Annotated in this window: 17 protein-coding genes; 2 read left to right on the top strand and 15 right to left on the bottom strand. The window is 72.5% G+C overall.

What is annotated here, in order from left to right:
* Window positions 1–62: 62 nt before the first annotated feature.
* From R0145_RS00555 to R0145_RS00545, 3 genes are all read right to left on the bottom strand, one after another.
* Complete coding sequence (locus tag R0145_RS00555) at window positions 63–2,291, bottom strand: DEAD/DEAH box helicase (protein WP_317838489.1); 2,229 nt, start codon at window positions 2,289–2,291, stop codon at window positions 63–65.
* Window positions 2,292–2,301: 10 nt separating this feature from the next.
* Window positions 2,302–4,266 carry a M3 family metallopeptidase gene (locus R0145_RS00550; RefSeq protein WP_317838488.1) on the bottom strand — a complete coding sequence of 655 codons (1,965 nt, stop codon included), beginning with the start codon at window positions 4,264–4,266 and terminating at the stop codon, window positions 2,302–2,304.
* Window positions 4,267–4,347: 81 nt separating this feature from the next.
* Window positions 4,348–5,100 (bottom strand): HEAT repeat domain-containing protein, encoded by a 753-nt coding sequence (locus R0145_RS00545; RefSeq protein WP_317838487.1) that lies wholly within the window; start codon window positions 5,098–5,100, stop codon window positions 4,348–4,350.
* Between the two features lie 240 nt (window positions 5,101–5,340).
* Between R0145_RS00545 and R0145_RS00540 the strand changes: the two genes are divergently transcribed.
* Window positions 5,341–6,567: a hypothetical protein gene (locus R0145_RS00540; protein ID WP_317838486.1), complete on the top strand. Its 1,227-nt coding sequence runs from the start codon at window positions 5,341–5,343 to the stop codon at window positions 6,565–6,567.
* The gene (locus R0145_RS00535) at window positions 6,542–7,267 is read left to right on the top strand and encodes a GTP pyrophosphokinase family protein (protein ID WP_317838485.1); all 726 of its coding nucleotides are present in this window, start codon (window positions 6,542–6,544) and stop codon (window positions 7,265–7,267) included. Before R0145_RS00540 ends, R0145_RS00535 begins: the two co-directional genes overlap by 26 nt.
* Window positions 7,268–7,282: 15 nt before the next feature.
* On the opposite strand, the gene R0145_RS00530 is transcribed toward R0145_RS00535, so the two are convergent.
* From R0145_RS00530 to R0145_RS00475, 12 genes are all read right to left on the bottom strand, one after another.
* Window positions 7,283–7,960 (bottom strand): helix-turn-helix domain-containing protein, encoded by a 678-nt coding sequence (locus R0145_RS00530; protein WP_317838484.1) that lies wholly within the window; start codon window positions 7,958–7,960, stop codon window positions 7,283–7,285.
* 65 nt (window positions 7,961–8,025) lie between these two features.
* Entirely contained in the window at window positions 8,026–9,729 is a 1,704-nt protein-coding gene (locus tag R0145_RS00525) for an allophanate hydrolase (RefSeq protein ID WP_317838483.1), read from the bottom strand.
* Window positions 9,726–13,415 (bottom strand): urea carboxylase, encoded by a 3,690-nt coding sequence (uca, locus tag R0145_RS00520; RefSeq protein ID WP_317838482.1) that lies wholly within the window; start codon window positions 13,413–13,415, stop codon window positions 9,726–9,728. The genes R0145_RS00525 and uca overlap by 4 nt, the downstream gene beginning before the upstream one ends.
* Window positions 13,412–14,146 (bottom strand): urea amidolyase associated protein UAAP2, encoded by a 735-nt coding sequence (locus R0145_RS00515; RefSeq protein WP_317838481.1) that lies wholly within the window; start codon window positions 14,144–14,146, stop codon window positions 13,412–13,414. Before R0145_RS00515 ends, uca begins: the two co-directional genes overlap by 4 nt.
* 1 nt (window position 14,147) lies before the next feature.
* Window positions 14,148–14,996, bottom strand: a complete 849-nt coding sequence (locus R0145_RS00510; RefSeq protein WP_317838480.1) for an urea amidolyase associated protein UAAP1 — start codon at window positions 14,994–14,996, stop codon at window positions 14,148–14,150.
* A gap of 71 nt (window positions 14,997–15,067) precedes the next feature.
* Window positions 15,068–16,672, bottom strand: a complete 1,605-nt coding sequence (locus R0145_RS00505; protein WP_317838479.1) for an APC family permease — start codon at window positions 16,670–16,672, stop codon at window positions 15,068–15,070.
* Between the two features lie 312 nt (window positions 16,673–16,984).
* The gene (locus tag R0145_RS00500; RefSeq protein WP_317838478.1) at window positions 16,985–17,698 is read right to left on the bottom strand and encodes an L-ribulose-5-phosphate 4-epimerase; all 714 of its coding nucleotides are present in this window, start codon (window positions 17,696–17,698) and stop codon (window positions 16,985–16,987) included.
* Window positions 17,695–18,177 carry a ribose-5-phosphate isomerase gene (locus R0145_RS00495; RefSeq protein WP_317838477.1) on the bottom strand — a complete coding sequence of 161 codons (483 nt, stop codon included), beginning with the start codon at window positions 18,175–18,177 and terminating at the stop codon, window positions 17,695–17,697. Before R0145_RS00495 ends, R0145_RS00500 begins: the two co-directional genes overlap by 4 nt.
* Window positions 18,174–19,919, bottom strand: coding sequence for a dihydroxyacetone kinase family protein (locus tag R0145_RS00490; RefSeq protein ID WP_317838476.1), 1,746 nt, complete (start codon window positions 19,917–19,919; stop codon window positions 18,174–18,176). The genes R0145_RS00495 and R0145_RS00490 overlap by 4 nt, the downstream gene beginning before the upstream one ends.
* A gap of 33 nt (window positions 19,920–19,952) precedes the next feature.
* A complete protein-coding gene (locus R0145_RS00485) occupies window positions 19,953–21,074 on the bottom strand; it encodes an ABC transporter ATP-binding protein (protein WP_317838475.1) in 1,122 nt (373 codons plus the stop codon).
* Entirely contained in the window at window positions 21,071–22,231 is a 1,161-nt protein-coding gene (locus tag R0145_RS00480; RefSeq protein ID WP_317838474.1) for an ABC transporter ATP-binding protein, read from the bottom strand. The genes R0145_RS00485 and R0145_RS00480 overlap by 4 nt, the downstream gene beginning before the upstream one ends.
* Window positions 22,231–23,094, bottom strand: coding sequence for a carbohydrate ABC transporter permease (locus R0145_RS00475; RefSeq protein ID WP_317838473.1), 864 nt, complete (start codon window positions 23,092–23,094; stop codon window positions 22,231–22,233). The genes R0145_RS00480 and R0145_RS00475 overlap by 1 nt, the downstream gene beginning before the upstream one ends.

The following is a 23,094-nucleotide window of genomic DNA, read 5'->3' as shown; positions in this document are numbered from 1 at the left end:
GCAGGGTCGGAGTCGCCTCAGAGACCGCGACGTCTCACTGCGACGTCTCAGAGACTGCGTTGTCAGCCCGCAATACCCAGAGCCAGCGGCAGCACTGCGGGCGCGCCGGCCCGGCGCAGCAGTCGCCCGGCGACCGCCATCGTCCAGCGGGAGTCGACCAGGTCGTCAACCAGCAGGACGGGACCGTCCAGACCCGTCAGGCGTTCCGCGAGCTCGTCGGGCACCTCCCAGCGGTCCCACAGCGAGGCCAGCCGGAAGGCACTGTTGCCCGCCGTCGTGGGTCCGGCGCCGGGGCGCAGCGGGAGCAGCCCCAGGTCGGTCAGCCGACCCACCTGGGCCAGCCCGGAGACGGTCGAAGCGACGAGTCGCGGTCGACCGAGCGTCCCGACCCCGATCACCCCGGCGGGACGTACGGCCCAGTCCCAGCCGGCCAGCACCCGGATGCAGGCCTGGGCCAGCACGGCCGGCAGCGGCCGGTCGACCGGGTGGCCGTCGGTGTCCGGTGCGAACAGGTCACGCAGCGCCCGGCCGTGGCCGAGGTCGGTCAGACGGGCGACGGCCCTGCCCTCCTCCACCGCCTCGTCGGCGGGGATCCGGCCCTTCACCGCGACGCCGAGCCGGTCCATCCCCGAGGGCCACTGGCGCCGCGCCTCGATCGGCACCCCGACATGGTCGAGTTGCGCACCGGCCACCTGGAGGAACGCCTCGGGGACATCCGCCGGATACCAGGGCTGCTCCCCCGCCCCCGCCAGGCAGACGTCGCAGCGGCCACACGGCCGGGCCTGCGGATCGTCGAGCTGGTCGGTGAGGAACTCCATCCGGCAGGTGCCGCCCCGTTCGTACTCCAGCATCGCCTGCTGCTCGGCGGCACGGGCCGCGGCGATCCGGCCATACCGCTCGGCGTCGTACGTCCACGGCACACCGGTGGTCGTCCAGCCCCGGTCGACCTTCTCGGCCGCGCCGTCCACGGCGAGCACCTTCAGCAGCAGCTCCAGCGGCGTCCGCCGGATGTCCACCCGCGCCTCCAGCGCGGCGACCGACAGCGGCCGGCCGGCCTCGGCCAGCGCCGACAGCACCGCGGACGCCTTTGCCTGGCTGGGCATCGAGGCGGAGGCGAAGTACTGCCAGATATCGCGGTCCTCGGGCCCAGGGAGCATCAGTACGTCGGCGGTCTCCACCGCACGGCCCGCGCGACCGACCTGCTGGTAGTACGCAACCGGAGACGAGGGCGCCCCGAGGTGCACGACGAACCCCAGGTCGGGCTTGTCGAACCCCATCCCGAGCGCGCTGGTGGCGACCAGCGCCTTCACCGCGTTGGTCTTCAGCGCCTGCTCGGCCGCCTCCCGTTCGGCGGGATCGGTACGGCCGGTGTAGGCGCGGACCCGGTGGCCGTGCGCGGCGAGCAGTCGTGCCGTGTCCTCGGCAGCGGACACGGTGAGCGCGTAGATGATGCCGCTGCCCGGCAGGTCATCGAGGTGGGCCAGCAGCCAGCCGAGGCGGTGCCGGGAGGTCGGCAGTTGCAGCACGCCCAGCCGCAGCGAGTCCCGGGCGAGCGGACCGCGGACGACGAACACGTCGTCGGACGATACGGAGGAGCCCGGCACCGATGGGGCGGGCATGGAGGGGGCCGACACCGAAGGGGCCGACACGGTGGAACTCACCGGCGCGGCGCCCGGCTGAAGGCGTACGCCCAGTTGCTCGGCGACGTCGGTGATCACCCGGCTGTTCGCGGTGGCCGTCGTAGCCAGGGTCGGCACCCCGTCGGGGAGCCGGGCAATCAGGTCGCGGATCCGCCGGTAGTCGGGGCGTAAGTCGTGGCCCCAGTCGGAGATGCAGTGGGCCTCGTCGATGACCAGCAGACCCAGGTCGGCGATCAGCGACGGCAGCACCGTCTCCCGGAACCGCGGGTTGGTGAGCCGCTCCGGGGAAATCAGCAGCAGGTCGACGTCGCCCGCATGCACCGCCGCGATGGTCTCGTCCCACTCGGTGACGTTCGCCGAGTTGATCGCCGCCGCCCGGATGCCGGCCCGCTCCGCCGCGGCGAGCTGGTCGCGCATCAGCGCCAGCAGTGGCGAGACGATGACGGTGGCACCCGCACCCTGGCGACGACGCAGCAGGCAGGAGACGAAGTAGACCGCGGACTTGCCCCACCCGGTGCGTTGCACCACCAGGGCGCGGCGCCGGTCGGCGACCAGCGCCTCGATCGCCTCGAACTGGCCGTCACGGAAGTCCGCCCCCGGCACCCCGGTCAGGTCACGCAGGATCGTCCGAGCCTCGTCACGCAGCGTCATCGGCCCCGCCCTACCGCGCCAGCCAGGCGGCGTACGCGTCGAAGGTCGACGGGCGGCCGAGGAAGTCCTCGGCCAGGTCGGCGGCGTCCTTCTCCCCGCCGCGGGCCAGGATGGTGTCGCGGTAGCGGGCGGCGACCGTCGGCTCGAACAGGTCATCGGGATCGAACGCGGAGAACAGGTCCTTGGCGATCACCTGGGACCAGGCGTACGTGTAGTAGCCGCTGGAGTAGCCGTCGAGGTGGCCGAAGTTGCAGTGGAAGTGAGTGCCCGCCAGATAGGGGAACAGCGAGTAGCGCCCCTGCAGCTCCTCCACCCGGGCGGTCAGGTCGGGGACCTCGTGCGCGTGCAGGTCGTACGCCAGGGCGGCGTAGAACATCTGGGTGCGGGCGTGGTAGCCCTTGCCGAAGTCCTCGGCCCGGCGCATCCGCTCGACCAGGTCGGCCGGGATCGGCTCGCCGGCCTCGTCGGTCGCGAAGGTCGCCAGCACCGCCGGGTCCCAGGCCCACTCCTCCAGCAGTTGACTGGGCGCCTCGACGAAGTCCCATTCGGTGGCGACGCCGGAGAACCTGACCCACTCCGAGCGGCCGCCGAGCACGTGGTGCACCAGGTGGCCGAACTCGTGGAACAGCGTCACCACTTCGTCGTGTTGCATCAGGCCGCGGGGGAAGTTGCAGACCAGCACCCCCTCGGGGAGCCGGCGGTCGCGGACGCCCTCGGCGAGGGTGAACTGGGCGGCATGCTTGTACTTGCCGTCCCGCGGGTGCAGGTCCAGGTGGATCCGGCCGATCCGCTCCCCCGGTCGATCCGAGCCCGGCAGCCGCCGGTGGACGTCGTACGTCGCCACCTCCGGGTGCCAGGCCTGGGCCTCGGCCGGGTCGACCGGCAGGTACGTCAGGCCGAAGAGCCGGCCGGTGACGTCGAGCAGACCGCGGCGGACCTTGCCGACGTCGAAGTAGTGGCGGACCTGCTGGGCGTCCACGTCGAACCGCTCCCGGCGGACCAGCTCGGCATAGTAGGCCACGTCGGCGACGTCGATCGAGGTCGCCCCGGGGACGTCGCGGCGCAGCCGATCGAGCAGCACCGCGCGGTCCCGCCGGCCCGGCTCCAGCGCCAGATCGGCGATCCGGTCGATGAAGGCGGGAATGGCCTCGCCAGTGCCGATCATCATCACCTCCGACGCGTAGTCCGGCCAGTCGGCGTAGCCGAGCAGTCCGGCGACCTCCCGCCGCACCGCGAACAGCTCCTGCAGCACCGCGTCGTTGTCGGGCCAGCCGCGGTTGAGGAACTCGATCCGCAGCGCCCGGCGGGCCGCCGCGTCGCGGGCGAAGGTGAAGAAGGGCACCGCGTCGGGGTAGTCGGTGGTCACGGTGACCAGCCCGTCCGCGGCGGCCGGATGGGCGGCGACCCAGTCCGCCGGCAGCCCGGCGAGCTGCGCCGGTGTCACCCGGACCGACCGTACGTCGGCGCGGATCGTTCGGCTCAGCTGCTGGCCGAGGTCTACCTGGCGGCTGTCGAGTTCCCGCAGCCGGGCCCGGGTCGCCTCGTCGCGGTCGACCCCGGAGCGGCGGAAGTCGCGCAGCACCCGCTCCAGCAGCCGGTGGGCGACCGGAGCGGGCCGGCGACCGGCATCGAGCAGGTCGGCCGGGTCGAGGGCGGCGAACACCGCGTACAGCTCCGGATCCAGCGACAGTTCGGTGGACACCCGGCTGGCCTCCTGCACCACCCGGTCGGCGAGCGTCCGCACCTCCTGGTCGGGGTGGACCTGGGCGTAGACCGAACCGATCGCCGACAGGTCGCTGAGCGCCAGGGTGATGTCGTTCCAGCGGCGCAACGTCGCGAGCGGATCACCGGGTGGCGCGGCCTTGAGGTCGGCCACCCGGCGGTCCACGTCGCCCAGCAGGCTCGTCCGCCGCTCCGCCAGCCAGTCGGCGGCGTGCTCGGGAGCGGGCAGGTGCAGCGGTTCGAGGCCGGTCATGGGCAGCACTGTACGAGGTGCGCCATCCAGGACGGCGTCATTTGATCACCCGGCGACTGAACACCCGGCGACCCCGAGACCTCAGCGCCGCAGCAGTCGGCCGGCGACGTACGCCAGCTCGGCGTCCTCGCCCACCGCGAGGTCGCGCAGCAGCCCGTCGGTCTGCTCGGGGTCGAGCCGGCTCAGCGCGCAGAGCATCGCCAGCCGGACGTCGGCCTCGGCGTCGGTGAGGTGCGCGGCCAGCACCGGGATCGCCCGGTCGGCCTCGGGGCTGCCGAGGTCGGAGAGGGTGTCGGCGGCATGGATCCGGACGAACGGGTCGGGATCGGCCAGCGCCTCGATCAGCGGTCCGACGGTCCACTCGGACAGGGCGAGCAGGGCGTCGCTCACCGCGTCCCGGACCGCGGCGTCGCCCTGTCCGAGCCGGCCGATCAGTGCCGGGACGACCTCCGGGCTGCCGGTGGACGCCGCCGCCCGGGCGGCCTTCACCGCGACGACCGGGTCCTCGTCACCGATCACCGGGAGGATCGGCCGGACCACGGTCTCCCCGCCGATCTTGCTGAGCACGTGCGCGGCCTGCGCCCGGACCGGCGCCTCGGCGCTGTAGAGCTGCACCATCAGGGCGCCCATCGCGCGGCCCGCGTGCTGCACCGCCGCCCAGGTGATCATCTCCTTGACGGCCGGATCGGCCTCGGCGCCCAGCCGGGCGACGAGCACCTCCGCGGCCTCCGGGTCCTCGCAGGTGCCGAGGTCCATCGCGGCCCGCAGCCGGACGCTCTCGTCCTTGTGGGCGAGGCGCTGGATGAGGGTGCTGGTCGGGGTGCGGGTGGTCATCGGTCTGGTCCTCCTCTGCCGGACGCGCCGGCGATGCTCCGAGGGTAGATGAGGGTTCAACTCCCGCGTACGGCGCCGCATTCCCGCGGCGGGAAGACGCGATGGGAGAGGGGAAGTGGGAAGGGGGAAGGAGAGGGAAGGACGGTGCGGGACCGCGGCGGGGGCGGACAGATGGGAGGACGCTGAGACCGACCGCGCGCGGTGTGGGTTCGTCCGGCGCGCCGGCGTACGTTGCTGTCGATGTCGTTGCACCTCGAAGTGGGCCAGCCCCCGATCCACGGACCGATCGCCGACGCCGCCGGGCGTCGGCCGTTCACCGCCGGGGCACGGCGCCATGTCGCGCTGTGGTGGCCGGCGCTGACCTGGTGGACGATCCTCTGGGCTGCGGTGAGTGCCTATCACGGCCTGTACTCGTGGCACTATTTCCGCACCGCCGGGCTGGCGCTGCTGGATCCCTCGGCCCAGGGCGGCCTGCACGTGTTCGCCGCTCATCCGGAGCTCCAGATGGGTCCGCTGACCCTGTTGGTCTCCGCCGTGGTCGTCGCGGTGGCCGGCACCTCGGCCAGCGGCTGGGTCGGGGCGGTCCTGATGCTGGCGCTCGGCATGGTCGACCTGTGGCTGCTGTGGCAGGCCGGAGCGGCCCGTGCCGCCCGACCGGACGACAGGGTGGGATCCGCTGACGGGCCTCGCGGACGTAGTGTCGCGGTGGCCGGGGCGCTGATGCTGCCGGTGTGGTCGGTGCTCGCGGTGCACTACGGGCACCTGGACGACGTACTGGCGATGAGCCTGGTCTGTGCCGGCCTGCTGCAGGCGACTCGGGGCCGGTCGTGGCCGGCGCTGGTCCTGCTGGCCCTGGCGACGGCGGCGAAACCGTGGGCGCTGCCGATGATGCTGATCGCCTGGGGCGAGCGCGAGGGGCGGCTGCGCCGGGCGCTGGTGGGGATGGCCGCGGTGGCGCTCCCCTGGCTGGCCTTCGTGATCGCCGATCCCGGTACGCTCACGGTCGGTTCGTTCACCATCCGCACCGAGGTCGACTCGGTGCTGCGGGTGCTCGGCGTGACCACGCCCACCACGCCCTCCTGGGATCGTCCCGTCCAACTGCTGCTCGGGGTCCTGATCGCCTGGCTGTGCGCCCGCTGCGGGCGGATCGGCTGGATCCCGCTGGCGGTGCTGGCGGTCAGGCTCGTCCTCGACCCCGGCACCTACCTCTACTACACGAGCAGCCTGGCGCTGGCCGCGGTGGCGGCCGACCTGGTCGGCCGGCGCGGGGCCCGGGTGCCGTGGCTGACCATCGGCGTGACCGCCTGGTTCGTGGTCGACCTGTTCCTGAAGCTCCAGTTGCGCTTCACCCTCGCCGGGGAGTACCGCTCCGCCTTCCTGCTGGCGCTGCTGGGGGTGGTCGCCGCGATCCCCCTCCGGGCGGCGACCTACTCTGAAGGGTATGGCCGACGACATCGATGCCGATGATCCCCGCGACGACACCTTCGCAGCGTACGAGCGACTGGTCGCCCACGGCAGCGAGTTGGCCCGCGTCCTGCTGACCTACCAGGCCGGCCTGGACGAGGTGATGACCAAACTGACGATCCTGCGTCGTGAGTACGAGCACGCCTACGACTACAACCCGATCGAGCATCTCACCGCCCGGCTGAAGTCCCCCGGCAGCATCGTCGCCAAGGCCCGGCGCCGCCACGTCGATCCGACCATCGAGGGGGTCCGGGAGGCGATCACCGACATCGCCGGGGTGCGGGTGATCACCTCCTTCGAGAGCGACGTCTACCGGGTGCGCGATGTGCTCTGCTCGCAGCCGGACCTCACCGTGCTGAAGGTGAAGGACTACATTGCCCAGCCCAAGCCGAACGGCTACCGCAGCCTCCATGTCATCTTCGAGGTGCCGGTGTTCCTCACCGACCGGATCGCCCGGGTCCCGGTGGAGGTGCAGTTCCGCACCATCGCGATGGACTTCTGGGCCGCCCTGGAGCACAAGATTTATTACAAGTTCGACCGTACGGTCCCCGAGGCGCTCCTCGACAGCCTCTACAGCACAGCGCTGACCTCGGCGAAGCTGGACGGCGAGATGGAGGCGCTGCACCGCCAGATCCGCGGCGACGAACCGCACCTGTTGGACGGCGACCGTACGCCGGTGGACGGCGGCTCGGTCAACTTCTGACCGACCGGCCCGCGGTCAGCGGGCCAGCAGCAGCTGGGCGGTCCGGAACGCCTGCTCGATCCGGTCCTCGCCCAGACCGAGCATCCGCAGGCAGGCCCGGGCGATGTCGGCCTCGTACGACGGCCGGAACCGGCCCGCCGTGCGCAGCCCGATCACCGACTCGACGAGCTGCATCACCAGCGTCCCGCACAGGGTGGGATCGACCTGGGGCACCACCGCCTCGGCGAAGTCACCGTAGACCCGGATCAGTTCGTCGCGATCGGCCCGGAAGCCGGCGTACTCCGCCTTCTCCTGCACCTCCGGCAGGTCGTAGAGGCTGGCGATGTTGTGCCGGGCCCCGGCGAGGGTGCGGACATCGGCAATCACCAGTGCGCACAGCCGCCCGGCCGGGTCCCGGCCCGCCTCGGCATCCTCCCGCAGTACGGTGGCGAACCCGAGGCTCGGCCGGATCGAGGAGGACAGCAGCACCAGCAGGATCGCGTCCTTGCTGGAGAAGTAGTAGTAGACCGAGGCCTGCCGGATCCCTGCGCGTTCGGCGATCTGCCGGGTGGTGCAGGAGGCGAAGCCCTCCTCCACGAAGAGCGCCGCCGCCGCGTCGAGGATCTGGTCGTGCGTGGTGAGCCCGGACGCCTCGGTCGCGGGATTGGCCCGGGGACGACCGGGACGACGGGGACGTTCCGCTGCCTGGGCCACGCCCCGCATTATGGCAGGCCACGACGTCATCGCCGACGACCCGGGCGGCCCGGCGAGCAGACCGGTCATCGGGCACCCACCCAGGCCCGCCAGCTCCGCCACCCGGTGATGTCCTCGGCGCCGGTCATCGCCGCCGGCTGGCAGAGGAAACCGGCGATCACCCGGCCGTCGTCCAGTTCGACCGGGCCGAGGGCCATCGGCTGGGGCAGGTCGGCGACCAGGCGCCCCAGCCCGGCCGCCGGCAGCCGCCACAGTTCTCCCTCGATGGTGCCGCCGTCCTCGCCGTCGGGCACCCGGACCAGTCCCGGTTTGACCGGGACGGTGTCGAGCGCGTGCAGCCGGTAGCACCGGGCGGTACGCACCGGGCCGACCAGCGTCCCGCCGTCCGCGACCAGCTCGTGGTTGAGCGGCATCCCGGACAGGTGCGCCCCGACCACGACGAGCTCGGTCTCCGCCGCGTCGAACTGCGCCACGATCCGGGCCAGCAGGTCGTCGGACCCGGCCGGGGCGGTCAGCATCGCGCCGAACGGCAGGCCGTCGACGGTCCCGGCCGGGAAGGCGACCGAGGCCATGTCGAGGAGGTTCGCGAAGTTCGTGAACCGGCCCATCGCCGCGTTGACCCCGACCGGGTCGGCGGTAACGGCGGCGATCGTCGGGTGGCGGGTGGTGGTGGGGGTGAGCAGGGCGTCGATCCGGCCGAAGGTCTCCTCGGCTAGCACGGCCAGTCGCTCCAGCCGGGCGAGGTCGCCGAACAGGTCGGCCGCGGTCGGCTCCGCCGAAGCCAGCACGATCGCCGCCACGGTCGGATCGATCGCTCCGCCCACCAGGTCGCGGTGCGCCGCGATGAACGGCCCGACCGCGGCGAAGCGTTCCGCCACGAACGCCCCCTCGTAGAGCAGCGCGGCGGCCTCCAGCAGCGGCGCGATGTCCACCGGCACCGGCTCGAGTCCGCACGCCCGGCCGCGGGCGACCAGGGCGTCGTACGCCGCCCGCCAGCCCGGTGCGAGCTCGCCGAGCTGCCCGGGGAACGGCACACCGAGGCGGAGCGGCCCGGCCGGCACCGGGGCCGGCCGCAGCGTACGGTCGCGGATCCGCCGGGCGGCGATCTCGGCCGGAGCGCCGACCATCGACCGGACCGCGCGGCGGGCGGTGCCCAGGGACCGGGCGAAGACCGTGACGCAGTCGAGGCTGCGGCAGGCGGGGACGACGCCGGTGGTCGACACCAGTCCGCGGCTGGGCTTGATCCCGACGATCCCGTTGAGCGCGGCCGGCACCCGCCCCGAGCCGGCGGTGTCGGTGCCCAGCGCGAGGTCGACCAGGCCGAGGGCGACGGCGACGGCCGAGCCGGAACTGGAGCCGCCGGAGATCCGCTCCGGGGCCCAGGCGTTGCGGACCGCCCCGTACGGGCTGCGGGTGCCGACCAGCCCGGTGGCGAACTGGTCCAGGTTGGTCTTCCCGATCACCACCGCGCCGGCGGCCCGCAGCCGGGCGACGGCCTCGGCGTCGGCCGGCGGGTCGTACGCGTACGCCGGGCACCCGGCGGTGGTCGGCAGACCCGCGACGTCGATGTTGTCCTTGACCGCGGCGACCAGCCCGGCCAACGGCAGCTCGGCACCGGCGGCCACCCGTTCGTCGATCGCCGCCGCCTGCGCCAGCACAACGTCGGGATCGGCGAGGGAGATCCAGATCTCCGGCCGGCCGGAAGCAGCGATCGCGTCGAGCGCGGCAGTCGTCCGGTCGACGGCGGTCGTCCGGTCGACGGCGCTCATCGCCGGGCTCCCGCGGCCGGGGCCGAGGAGGGCTCCGGGCCGACGACGGCGAGCACCTGGCCGGCGGACACCTGGCTGCCGGCGGTGACGTGCACCGCGGTGACGGTGCCGGTGGCCGGCGCGGTCAGTGGGGTCTCCATCTTCATCGCCTCCAGGGAGACCAGCCGGTCGCCCTTGCGGACCCGGTCGCCGGCGGTCACGTCGACGTGCAGCACGTTGGAGAGGAACGGCGCCGACACCCCGACCTGTCCGGCCGGCACCTCGACCGGTCGTACGGTCGCCGCCGTGAGGTGCTCCGCGGGCTGGACCCGGAACTCCCCGGCCTCCCGCCAGCGTTCCTTCTCCTCGGCGAAGGCGCGCTCCTGGACGGCGCGGAAACGGTCGATCGCGGCGGCGTTCTCGGCCAGGAAGCCGGTGTACTCCCCGTAGTCGAAGGTCCCCTCGGTGACCTCGGCATGGGAGGCGCGGCCCGCCTCGACGTCGGCGCGCATCTCCAGGAGCTCGTCGGCACCGACCGGATACCACTGGATCCGGTCGAAGAACCGCAGCGACCAGGGCTGCTCGGCGAACATCCCGGCCCGGTGGAAGCGGTTCCACACCTGGGTGGTCCGGCCGACGAACTGGTAGCCGCCGGGGCCCTCCATGCCGTAGATGCACAGGTAGGCGCCGCCGATGCCGACCGAGTTCTCCGCGGTCCAGGTGCGGGCCGGGTTGTACTTGGTGGTGACCAGGCGGTGGCGCGGGTCGAGCGGGGTGGCAACCGGGGCACCGAGGTAGACGTCGCCCAGACCGAGCACCAGGTAGCTGGCGTCGAAGACCGTACGACGGACGTCCTCGACGCTGTCCAGCCCGTTGATCCGGCGGATGAACTCGATGTTCCACGGTGTCCATGGGGCGTCGCTGCGGACGCTGTGCAGGTAGCGCTCGATCGCCACCCGGGTGGCCGGGTCGTCCCAGGACAGCGGCAGGCGGACGATCCGCGACGGCACGGTGAGCTCGCGGGTGTCCGGCAGCGCGGCGTCCAGTTCGGTGAGCAGGCCCACCAGGCTGCCGGCCGGCAGCCTGGCCGGGTCGGTGTGCACCTGCAGGGAACGGATGCCCGGGGTGGCGTCGATGACGCCGTCGGGCGCGTCGGCGCTCAGCGCCTCGAGCAGCGCCTGCACCCGCATCCGCAGGCCGATGTCGAGGACCTGCTCGCCGTACTCGACGAGGATGTTGTCGTCCCCGTCGCGGCGGAAGGTGAGCGCCGGCCGGTCCTCGCCCGGCTCGGTCCGGGCCAGCACCCCGTCGTCGCCGTCGCCGGTCCCGGTCAGCCGGGCCGCAGCGGCCCGGGCGCGCAGGCCGGGCGCGTCCCGCTCCCGGACCGGGACGAACCGGACCGTGTCGCCGGGCCGCAGCTGGCCCAGCTTCCAGCGCTCCCCGGAGGCCACCACGGCCGGGCAGACGAAGCCGCCCAGGCTCGGCCCGTCCGGGCCGAGGATGATCGGGGTGTCGCCGGTGAAGTCGAGGGCTCCCACCGCGTACGGGGTGTCGTGGATGTTGCTGGGGTGCAGCCCCGCCTCACCGCCGTCCTCACGGGCCCAGGCCGGGTGCGGGCCGAGCAGCCGGACGCCGGTGCGGTCGGAGTTGAAGTGCACCTCGTAGTGGGCCGCGTAGAGATCGTCGATGTCGCGCCGGGTGAAGAACTCCGGTGCGGCGTGCGGCCCCTCGGTGACGCCGAGCCGCCAGTCGCGGGTGAGCCGGGGCCGGCGTTCCAGCGGGACCGGGCCGACGATCGGCGGCAGGCCGGCCGGGTCGGCGGCGTGCAGGACGTCGCCCGCCTGCAGCGCCCGGCCGGCGTGACCGCCGAACCGGCCGAGGGTGAAGGTGGCGGCGCTGCCCAGGTAGTCGGGGACGTCGACGCCGCCGCGGACGGCGACGTACGTCCGCTGCCCGGGGCCGTTCTCCGGAATCGCGCCGATCTCCACCACCGCGCCGGCCGGAACCTCGACCGGGGTCCACCAGGGCAGCGGCCGCCCGTCGACCGTGGCGTGGGTCGGCGCGCCGCCGAGGCAGATCCAGGTGGGGTGCGAGAACCGCAGGGTGGGGCCGGTGGCGGTGCACTCCAGCGCCGGCGCGCCCGCCGGGTTGCCGAGGGCCAGGTTCACCAGGCGCATCGAGACGTCGTCCATCGGGCCGCTCGGCGGCACACCGATGTCCCAGTAGCCGACCCGGCCGGGCAGGTCCTGGACGGTGGTCATCAGGCCGGGCTGTTCCACGTCGATCCGCGGCTCCGGGTCGCGGAGGCCGTCCAGGGTGTGCGTGTGGTGGGCGACGTCGGCCAGGTCCTCGCGTCGCAGCACCGTACGCAGCAGGCCGAGATTGGTCTGCAGACCGTCGATCCGCACCTCGTCGAGGGCGGTGGCGAGATCGGCCAGGGCGGTGGCGCGGTCGGGCCGGTGGACGATCACCTTGGCCAGCATCGGGTCGTAGTGGGTACTCACCTCGGTGCCGGTCTCGATCCAGGCATCGACGCGGACGCCATCCCGCCCGGCCCCCGGCCAGACCACCCGGGTCACCAGGCCGGCACTCGGACGACCGTCGTGGTTCGGGTCCTCGGCATAGATCCGGGCCTCGACGGCGTGGCCGGTCGGCCGCAGGTCGGTGGCCATCAGGTCCGCCACCCCGGCAGGCCCCTGGCCGGCCAGTCGGAGCATCTGCTCGACCAGGTCGATCCCGTAGCGCTGCTCGGTCACCGGGTGCTCCACCTGGAGGCGGGTGTTGACCTCCAGGAAGGACGCCTCCTCGCGGACCGGGTCGTAGACGAACTCGACCGTGCCCGCGCTGCGGTACCGCACCGAGGCGGCGAGCCGTCGGGCCGACGCGTGCAGCGCCGCCCGGACCCGGTCGGGCAGGCCGGGGGCCGGCGCCTCCTCCACCACCTTCTGGTTGCGCCGCTGCAGGGAACAGTCCCGGTCGCCGAGGACGACCACGCCCCCGGCACCGTCGCCGAAGACCTGGACCTCGACGTGGCGGGCCGGCCGGACCAGTCGCTCGAGGAAGACGCCGCCGCTGCCGAAGGTCGCCGCAGCCAGCCGCCCGACCCGGGCGTACGCGTCGGCCACCTCGGCCGGGCCGGCGCAGGTCAGCATGCCGATCCCGCCACCGCCACCGGTCGCCTTCACCATCACCGGGTAGCCGATCCGGTCGGCCGCGGCGATCGCCTCATCGGCGGAGGTCAGCAGCCCGGTGCCGGGCGTCATCGCCACCCCGGCCCGTTCAGCCAGCGATCGGGCGGTGTGCTTGAGGCCGAACTGCTCCAACTGTTCGGGGGTCGGCCCGACGAAGGCCATCCCGGCCGCCTCCACCCGCCGGGCGAAGTCGGCGTTCTCCGACAGGAAGCCGTAGCCGGGGTGGATCGCCCCGGCGCCGGTCGCCCGGGCCGCGGCCAGGATCGCCGCCGGGTCGAGGTACGAGGCCCGCGCGCTCGCCGGGCCGATCGGCACCGCCTCGTCCGCCTCCCGGGCGTGCGGGGCGGCCGAGTCGGCCTCGGAGTACACCGCGACGGTCCGCAGCCCCAGTGCCCGGGCCGTCCGGATCACCCGCCGGGCGATCTCACCGCGGTTGGCGACCAGGACGGTGTCGAAGGCCCAGCCCGGCACGCCGGTCCCTGCCGTGGTGGCGCTCCTCGCCGCTCCGGCGGTCATCGCTCGGCCTCCGGGTCGGTGACGATCATCCGCAGCGGGGTGGGGTTGAACTCGTTGCAGGGGTTGTTCAGCTGGGGGCAGTTGGACACCAGGACGAGGATGTCCTTGTCCGCCCGGAAGGCGACCCGTCGGCCCGGTCCGGAGATCCCGTCGACGATGCCGAGCGCACCGTCCGCCTCGACCGGCACGTTCATGAACCAGTTGAGGTTGGACACCAGGTCGCGGACGCCGAGTCCGTAGCGCGATCCCTCGGCCAGGAAGTTGTCCCGGCAGGCGTGCTCGGTCAGGGTGTGGTGCCCGTAGCGCAGGGTGTTCGACTCCTTGCTGCAGGCCCCGCCGATGGTGTCCTGGCGGTCCACCTCGTTGCCCACCACGGTGGCCAGCGGTTCACCGAGGGTGGACCGCAGCACGGTCCCGGTGCGGACGTACGCGTTGCCCTGCCAGGCCAGGGTGTCCGGGACGCTGTACCGCTCGTCGGTGTCGTCGGCGTTGAACAACAGGCAGTCGCCGGACTGGTTGCCGCCGACGTCGACGATGGTGAGCACCTGGCCGGCGGCCAGCCGAGCCGACCAGGGGGCCCGGGCGGGAACCACCTCGTCCAGGACGACCGGGCCGGCGACCATCGGGCCGGACAGGTCGAAGACGGTGCCCTCGGCGTAGCGGGCGGTGTCCAGCACCTCGTCGAGAGGCAGCGGGCAGCGGGTGGCGGGAGGGAAAGCGGTCGCGGTCATCTCAGAGTCCTCGGGCGGTCAGGTAGTCGGCGGTGTTCAGGTAGGCCCGATGGATCTCGGGGGTGGCGTCCCAGCGGGGATCGCCCGCGGTGGTCGGCTCGCCCCGCCAGGCGTGCACCCGGAGCGGGCCGTTGGTGTAGCCGGGCCGCGGGTCGAGCGGGTGCGGGGAGGTGGCGATCAGCACCAGCAGCGGCAGCTCGGCGACCAGCTCGACGCTGCGCCCCGGGCCGGCCGAGCCGGTGAAGGTGAGGGTGCCATCCGCGTCGACGCGGACGCCCTGGAAGAAGGACACGCTCGGCGGCAGGTCCCGCGGGGTGAGGCCGTGCTTCGCCGCGGCCAGGGTGAAGAGGGCGCGGCCCGAAGGGGAGGCGCTCTGCGGGGCGGACGCACCGTACTTCGCCCGCGCCGCCGCATCCGACAGGGATCCGCAGAAGCCGTCGTGGTGTCCCGAGTCGTCGGCCAGCACCGTGGCCAGCACCCGGCCGTCGCCGGACAGCAGCGGATGGCCGGCGCCGAGGTAGGCCTGCCAGGGGATCTTCATCGTGTCGGCGACGTTGAGCCGCTCCCCCGGCTCCAGCGCGTTGAAGAGCAGCAGGTGGGCACAGCCGGTGCCCTCGACGTCGTCGAGGCGGAGGTGGGTGCCGCGGGCGACCACCCGGTGGGTGTAGTTGCCGCCGGCGACGGTCTCCGCCCAGACCAGCCGGTCGGGGTCGACGCCGGCCGGGACGTACGGCGAGGAGGACGCCGGCAGGTAGGGCATCGCCTCGGCGCGGCGCCCGGTCTGGCCCCGGGCGTCGTCGCGGGCGGACAGGACGGTGGCGGTGTGGTGTTCCTGGGTGGTGGCGGTCATCGGGATCCCTTCTCGGGAGGGTCGTGGGGTGGGTCGTGGGGTGGGTCGGGGCTGGGTCGGTCGCGCCACGGTCAGACGAGATCGCCGACCGGCTCGGCATCCTCCGCGTGCCCACGGGCGTGCACCGGGGCCAGCGGGATGCGGGTGGCATGCGGGTGCAGCCGGCGGTGGACCAGGACCCCGACGGCGAGGCAGAGGCCGATGAACAGCACCGCGCTCCACTGCAGCCACCAGGTCCCGCCGGTCAGGTCGTATACCGCGGCGCGCGGCCAGGCGAGGTTGATCACGGCGACCACCTGGTAGGCGACCGCGGCCACGTTGATCGGGATGCCCCACCGGCCGAGACTGAACAGCGGCTGACCGGTCTCGTCGAGCTCCACGGGGGCCGGTCGGCCCAGCCGGGCCCGGCGGAGCCGGGTGAGCAGCAGCGGTCCGGTGACGCCCAGGTAGGCGAGGTAGAGCATCGCGATGCACAGGCTGGTGAGGGCGGTGAAGATCGCGGTCTGGTGCAGGTTCACCGCCAGGGCCAGCGCGGCCAGCACCCCGACGACGATCGAGGTGACCACCGGGGTGCCGGTGCGCGCCGAGACCCGGGAAAGGAAGCGGTGGAAGGGCAGCGCCTTCTGCCGCGCCATCGAGAACATCATCCGGGAGCCGGAGGTCTGCACCGCCAGGGTGCAGGAGAAGACGGCGATGGCCACGTCGGCCAGCAGGATCCGCCCGCCGACCGGGCCGAGCACCTCGTTGAGCACCCAGGGCAGCCCGCCGGTGGCGAGCCCGCCGTCGGTCAGGCTGGGGGCGGCCAGCAGGGCGCCGACGATCAGCAGCCCGCCGCCGATCCCGGAGACCCACAGGGCCCGCAGGATGGTCCGCGGTGTGGTCCGCCGCGGGGCGTGGGTCTCCTCGGAGAGCTCACCGGCGGAGTCGAAGCCGACCATCACGTACGCCGCCATCAGGCCCGAGGCGAGCCAGGCGGACAGGTAGGAGGTGTCCGGGGAGAGGTTCGCGCCGGTGCTGGTGAACAGGATCGCCGGGCCGCGCTGGGCGTGGAAGAGCAGGGCGGAGACGATCGCGACGACGCCGACGATCTCCAGGACGACGCCGGTGGAGTTGACCAGGGCCATCAGCCGCACGCCGATGACGGTGATGACGGTGGTCACGGCGAGCAGGCAGACGCCGAGCAGGACCGAGTTCGCCGCGCCGGTCGGCGAGGTCGGGGCCGGATCGGCGCCCGGGCCGCCGACGATCTGGAAGCCCGACCAGATCGACGGGAGGACCGCCTGGAGGGCGATCGCGGCGGTCGCGACGGTGAGGATCTGGCCGATGATCATCAGCCATCCGGTGAACCAGCCGAAGGTCTGCCCGCCGAGGCGGGAGGACCACTGGAAGATCGATCCGGAGATCGGGAACCGCGCGGCCAGGGTGGAGAAGTTGAGGGCGACCAGGTACTGGCCGAGGAACACCAGCGGCCAGGTCCAGAAGAACGCCGCGCCGCCGAAGCCGAAGCCCAGGGCGAACAACTGGAAGACGGTGGTGAGGATGGAGACGAAGGAGAATCCGGCGGCGAACGACGAGAAGCTCCCGACACGGCGATGGAGTTCCTGCCGGTAGCCGAACCGGGCGAGGTCTTCGGGTTCGGCCGGACCGGGCACGAAACCCGCGGTGGTGGTGGCCATGGCTGCCCTTTGCTGGGTCAGTATCTGTCGGGCGACAGATATCTGGTTCCATGGTCACGAGTGACGGGGCAGCGGTGGTTTCGCTGCGGTGACAACCCGGTAACCGGTGGGCCGGCGCGATGACGATCACGTTTCCCGCCCCCGGGGCGGGGTCACCCCGAGGGTCGTACGGCGCCCCCGGACACGGGGAGAGGCGAGGTCCTCCGAGGGCACCGTACGACGTCTTCACCTCAGCGGGAGCCGGCGACCTCCGGGGCCGCGCGCTCCACGGTGAGGCCGTTCGTGGTCACGCGTCCTCCACGCGTCCCGTGGTCACGGCTGCTCCGGGTGCTGTCCGTAGACGTTCTGGTAGCGGTGCCAGAGCCGGTCGACGACCTCCTGCGGGAGCTCCTCCACCGCGCCGGCCTGCTGGGCGGCATGGACGGTCCGGGCGACCTCCTCGCACATCACCGCGGCCTTGACCGCCTCACGGCCGTCCGCGCCGACGGTGAACGGCCCGTGGTGGGCCATCAGCACCGCCCGCGACCGGCACCGGGTCAGCGTCTCGACGATCCCCCGGCCGATCGAGTCGTCCCCGATCACCGCGAACGGACCCACCGGGATCGGCCCGCCGAACTCGTCGGCCACCATGGTGAGGACGCAGGGGATCGCCTCCGCCCGGGCGGCGTACGCGGTGGCGTACGTCGAATGGGTGTGCACCACCCCGCCGACCGCCGGCAGGTGCCGGTAGACGTACGCGTGGGCAGCGGTGTCGGAGGACGGGCTGAGCCCGGCGGCCACCTCGTCCTCGACCTTCTCGCCGTCGAGGGTGCAGACGACCATCCGCTCGGGCCGCAGGTCGTCGTACGACACCCCGGACGGCTTGATCACGAAGAGGTCCGCCCCGGGGACCCGTTCCGAGACGTTGCCCGCGGTCCAGGCGACCAGGCCCCAGCGAGGCAGCTCGGCGTGCAGCGCCGCCACCCGCTCCCTGGTCGCCGCCACCGCCTGTCGGACCTCCGCCGGCAGCGATTCGAGCTCGGTCATGACGCGCTGTCGTAGCGCTCGATGGCGGCGACCTTCCCCGCCGACGGCGAGGTCCGGTCGAAGGTGTAGTCGAGCCATTCCTTGGCCAGCCGGCGGGCGAGCTCGATCCCGACCACCCGTTCGCCCAGACAGAGCACCTGGGCGTTGTTGCTCAGCACCGAGCGCTCCACCGAGTACGAGTCGTGGGCGGTGACCGCCCGCACCCCGTGCACCTTGTTGGCGCTGATCGCCATCCCCAGGCCGGTGCCGCAGACCAGCAGCGCCCGGTCCGCCTCACCGGCGGCGATCCGGCGGGCCGCCTCGACCGCGATGTGCGGGTAGGCGGTCGACTGTCCCGGGCCCACCCCGACATCGATCACCTCGGCGACCCGCTCGTCGGCCTCGAGATCGGCCTTGAGGCGTTCCTTGTAGTCGTAGCCGGCGTCATCGGCGCCGACCACCACCCGGTACTTCTCGGTGATTCCTGACTTCTCGGTCATTCCTGTCCACTTCCCTGGGAGACCTTCCGTTGGGCCAGCACCGTGCCGACCTCCACCGCGCACATCGCCAGCGAGGTCGCGCCGGCGTCCGGGGTGCCGACACTCCGCTCGGCCAGCGGGCGGGCCCGGCCGACCTTCGGGGACAACGCTGCGGTGGCCGCCGCGGCCTGCACCGCGAGCTGCGCCGCCTCGCCCCAGGCCTCGGCCAGCGGACGCCCGGCGGTCACCTCCTCGTCGAGCCGGTCGACGAACGGCGCCAGGGCGTCGAGCATGGTCTTGTCGCCGACGTGCGCCTTGCCGAGGGTCAGCATCGAGTCGAGGAAGGCCCGCAGCCCGGCCACCACGTCGGCCGCCCGGTACTGCTCGGCGTCGTCGCCGAGCCGGTCGCCGAACGCCTGCAGGGCGCGGCCCCACAGCACGCCGGAGGTGCCGCCGGCCTTGCCGGCCCAGGCCTCGCCGGCCGCGTCGAGCACGGACCGTACGCCACCGCCGGCTCCGGCGGTCGAGCGCGCGGCCTCCAGCGCGAAGTGGACGCCGCGGACCATGCCGCGGCCGTGGTCCCCGTCGCCGGCGACCGCGTCGATCCGGGCCAGTTCCTCCTCCTCGGCCCGCATCCGGGCGTCGATCGCGGTCAGCGCCGCGACGGCCACCCCGGCGGCGACCCGCGACGCCGCGCTGCCCTCGGAGACGTCATCGTGGGCGGCGGCGAGTCCGGACAGATCCCGGGTCGGCGCGTCGCGTCGGTCCACCGCACCCTTCCGGTAGGCGGGGGTGTCGGCCGGGGCAGTCCAGTACTCCTCCAGTTCGTCGTCCAGGTAGACCAGGGTGAGCGAGATCCCGGCCATGTCGAGACTGGTGACGAGTTCGCCGACCTCGGGATCGACCACGGTGTAGCCGCGCTGCGCCAGTTCGGCCGCGACGGTCCGCCAGACCACGAAGAGCTCCTCGTACTTGGTGGCGCCGAGCCCGTTGAGGATCACCCCGACGCGCTTGGTCGAGTCGGCCGGCTCCTCGGCCAGCACCCGCTCCAGCAGCAGCAGCCCCAGGTCGTGGGCGGACAGCAGGTCGGCCTCGGCGATCCCGGGTTCGCCGTGGATGCCCAGCCCGACGCCCATCCGGCCCGGCGGCACGTGGAACAGCTTGTCGGCCGCGCCCGGCATCGTGCAGCCGTCCAGCCCGACGCCCATCGTCCGGGTGCGGTCGTTGGCCTTGCTGGCGAGACGCTCCACCTCGGCCAGGTCGGCCCCCCGGTCGGCGGCGGCGCCGGCGACCTTGAAGACCACGAAGTCACCGGCGATGCCGCGACGCTTGCGGAGCTCGGAGATCGGTGCGCTGGCCACGTCGTCGGTGACGTAGAGGTTGCGGGTCGGGATCCCGTCGGCGATCAGCCGTTGCTGGGCCAGGTCGAAGTTCATCACGTCACCGGCGTAGTTGCCGGTGATGAAGAGCAGGCCGCCGCCGTTCTGCGCGGCCCGTCCGACGTTGTAGGCGTCCTCGGTGGAGGGCGAGGTGAAGATGTTGCCGACGACGGCCCCGTCGGCGAAGCCGTCGCCGACCACGCCGCAGAAGGCCGGGTAGTGGCCCGAGCCGCCGCCGACGACGACGGCGACCTTGCCCGCCGGGGTCGCCGCCCGGCGGACGACGCCGCCGGGGACCTGCAGCACGTACCGGGAGAAGGCATCACAGAAGCCGACCAGCGCGTCCTCCATGAAGGTGTCGGGATCATTGAACAGATGAGTCATGGCGCGTCCTTTCGTCGCTGCTCATCGCGGAAGTCAGCGGATGCGTACGCCGCTGTCCTTGTCGAAGAGGTAGATGCGGTTCGGCGGCGCGGAGAAGGTCACCGAGGCGCCAGGGCTGAGCTGCAGTTCCGCGGGGGTCTGGATGACCAGCGGCTTGTCCGGCACGCCCGGATGGTTGACCCGGGCGATGCCGTGTTCCAGCAGGTCCTCGTAGACGAAGACGGTGCCGGTGAGCCCCTTCGTCACCCCCTTGCCGTGGCAGTCCTGCGGCCGGAGGCCGACCATCACCTCGGCGCCGTCGGTCGCGGTCCGGGCGGCCACCTCGAGGACGTCGGCGCCGACCCGGACCAGGGTCCGGCCGCCGTCCCTGACGACCGTCGCCGGGAAGAGGTTGATGCTCGGTTCGCCGACGAAGTCCGCGACGAAGATGTTGGCCGGGTCATCGAAGATCTCGTCCGGGGTGCCGTACTGCTGGATGATGCCGCCGTTCATCACGGCCATCCGGTCCGACAGGGTCATCGCCTCCAACTGGTCGTGGGTGACGACGATCGTGGTGTAGCCGAACTGGCGTTGCAGCAGCTTCAGCTCGCGGCGTACGTGCTGGCGCGCCGCGGCATCGAGGTGACCCAACGGCTCGTCGAGCAGCAGTACCGGAGGCTTGCGGATCAGCGCCCGGGCCAGCGCCACCCGCTGCTTCTGGCCGCTGGACAGTGAGGCGGGCCGCAGGGAGAGCAGGTCACGCATCTCGAGCCGGTCCGCCAGCTCGTCCACGATCTTGTCCGGATCAGCCACCCGCCTGCCGGCTTTCAGCCCGTACGACAGGTTCTCCCGGACGTTCAGCGGCGGGTAGAGGGCGTAGCTCTCGAAGCCCACCCCCACATTGCGCTTGCTCGGCGGCAGGTCGTTGACCCGGGAATCGCCGATGAAGACGTCACCGGCGGTGATCGTCTCCAGGCCCGCGACCATCCGCAACGTGGTCGTCTTGCCGCAGCCCGACGGTCCGAGCAGGGTGATCAGCTCACCGGGCTCGATGTCGAGGTTCATGTTCTTGACGGCTTCGACCCCCTTCTTCCCGGTGCGGTAGACCTTGCGGACGTTGCGGATCCGCAACGGCAGCGCACCGCCGCCGTGCAGTTCCTCGACCTTGACGCTCATTCGCCCAGCTCCTCTTCGAGTTCTTCCGGCAGCGGGGCCGCACCGCGTCCGACCGCGGACCCGAGCCGGGCCGTGTGCTCGTCCGGCGCTCCCCCGTCGAACAGGTGGACGTTGGGCAGATGGATGTCCAGCTCGATCGGCGCGCCCTCCTGGTGCGACGCGTCCGCGCGGTCGATGACGATCAGGTGACCGTCCCCCACCTCGATGTCGAGCTCGACGTCGCGGCCCAGCCGCTGCGCCAGCCGGATCCGTCCGGTGACCCGCAGCCAGTCGCCGTCGTGCACCTCGCGGTGGACGACCAGCTCGCTGGGCCGCATGCCGACCCGGATCTCCTTGCCCTCAGGCAGCTCGAGAGCGGCGGGCGCCGGGAACTCCAGGGCACCGCCCAGGGCCCGGACCTTCCCGCCGCGGACGACCCCGTCGACGAGGTTGATCTCCGGCTGTCCGACGGCCCGCGCGACGAAGGTGTCGACGGGAGAGCGCCAGATCTCGGCGGGGGTGCCGATCTGGACGAACTCGCCCTGACGCAGCACCGCGATCCGGTCGGCCAGCGCCAGCGCCTCCTGGTAGTCGTGCGTCACGTACAGCGTGGTGGTGTTGGACCGCGACGCGATCGACTTCAGTTCGGCCCGCATCGAGGCGCGCAACTTGGCGTCCAGGTGGGACAGCGGCTCGTCGAGCAGGTAGATGTCGGCGGGCCGGACCAGCACCCGCCCCAACGCGGTGCGCTGGCGCTGGCCGTTGGACAGTTCCTTCGGCAGCCGGTCGAGCAGGTGGTCGATGCCCAGCGTCTTGGTGACGTCGGCGATCCGCTGCTTGCGCTCGGCCTCGTCGTAGTGGCGATGGCGGCCGGACTTCAGCGGCGAGGCGAGGTTGCCCGCCACCGTCTTCTGCGGGTAGAGCGCGTAACTCTCGAACGCCATCGCGACGTTGCGGTAGTAGGGCTCGACCTGGGTCATGTCCACCCCGGCGATCTCCACACTGCCCTCGTCGATCTCGACCAGGCCGGCGATCGCCTTCAGGGTGGTGGTCTTGCCGGCACCGGACGGGCCGAGGATCACGAAGAACTCGCCGTCCCGGACATCGATCGCCAGGTGGTCGATCGCCGTGGTGGAGCCGTACGTCTTGGTCAGGTCACGGACCTTGAGCGTGCCCATCAGCCCTTCACCGCCCCGAAGCTCAGGCCCTGGACGAGGTAGCGCTGGATCGTCAGAGCGAGGATGAGCGGTGGCAGCGCGCCCACCACACCGGCCGCGGCCGTCAGGTTGTAGTACGCCTGGCCGCCGCCACCGAGGAACTTGGTGATGGCCACGGTGACCGACCCGGAGTTGGTCAGGATCAGCGGGAACATGTAGTTGTTCCAGGCGAAGATGAACGCCAGCAGGGCCGAGGCGGCGATGCCGGGCCGGACCAGCGGCAGCGCGACCATGGTGAACGCCCGCTTGCGCGAGTAGCCGTCGAGCAGCGCGGCCTGTTCCAGGTCCTCGGGGAGGTCCTCGAAGTACGACCGGAGGATCCACACCACCAGGGGCATGGTGACCAGTTGCAGCACCCAGATCATCCCGAAGGTGGTGTCGAACAGGCCCAGACCGTTGTAGATGACGAACAGCGGGACGATGACCATCAGCTCAGGCGCGAAGCGGAAGCTCAGCAGGTTGAACATCAGGCTGTCCGACCCGCGGAACTTCCACCGACCAGCGGCGTACGCGGCCGGGATGCCGACCACCAGGGACACCACGACGGCGCCGAGGCAGTTGATCGTGCTGGAGACCAGGGCGGCCTTGAAGTCGACACTGGTGAGCGCCGTGCCACGCGCCGTGAGGACCGTGACGAAGTTCTCCAGGGTCGGGGAGAACCGGAAGTAGGTGGTGGTCTGCTCGGCCGGTGTCTTCAGCGCGAGCATCACCATCCAGACGATCGGGAACAGGCTGAAGACGAACCACGCCAGGATGGCGACGTCGCCGAGGATCGCCGGGGCGGTGAACCGCTTCTGTCCCGGCATCATCTCCTTGCGAGCCAT

The organism is Raineyella sp. W15-4 (genome assembly GCF_033170155.1).
GTDB lineage: Bacteria > Actinomycetota > Actinomycetes > Propionibacteriales > Propionibacteriaceae > Raineyella.
This window is presented reverse-complemented; position numbering and strand designations above follow the sequence as displayed.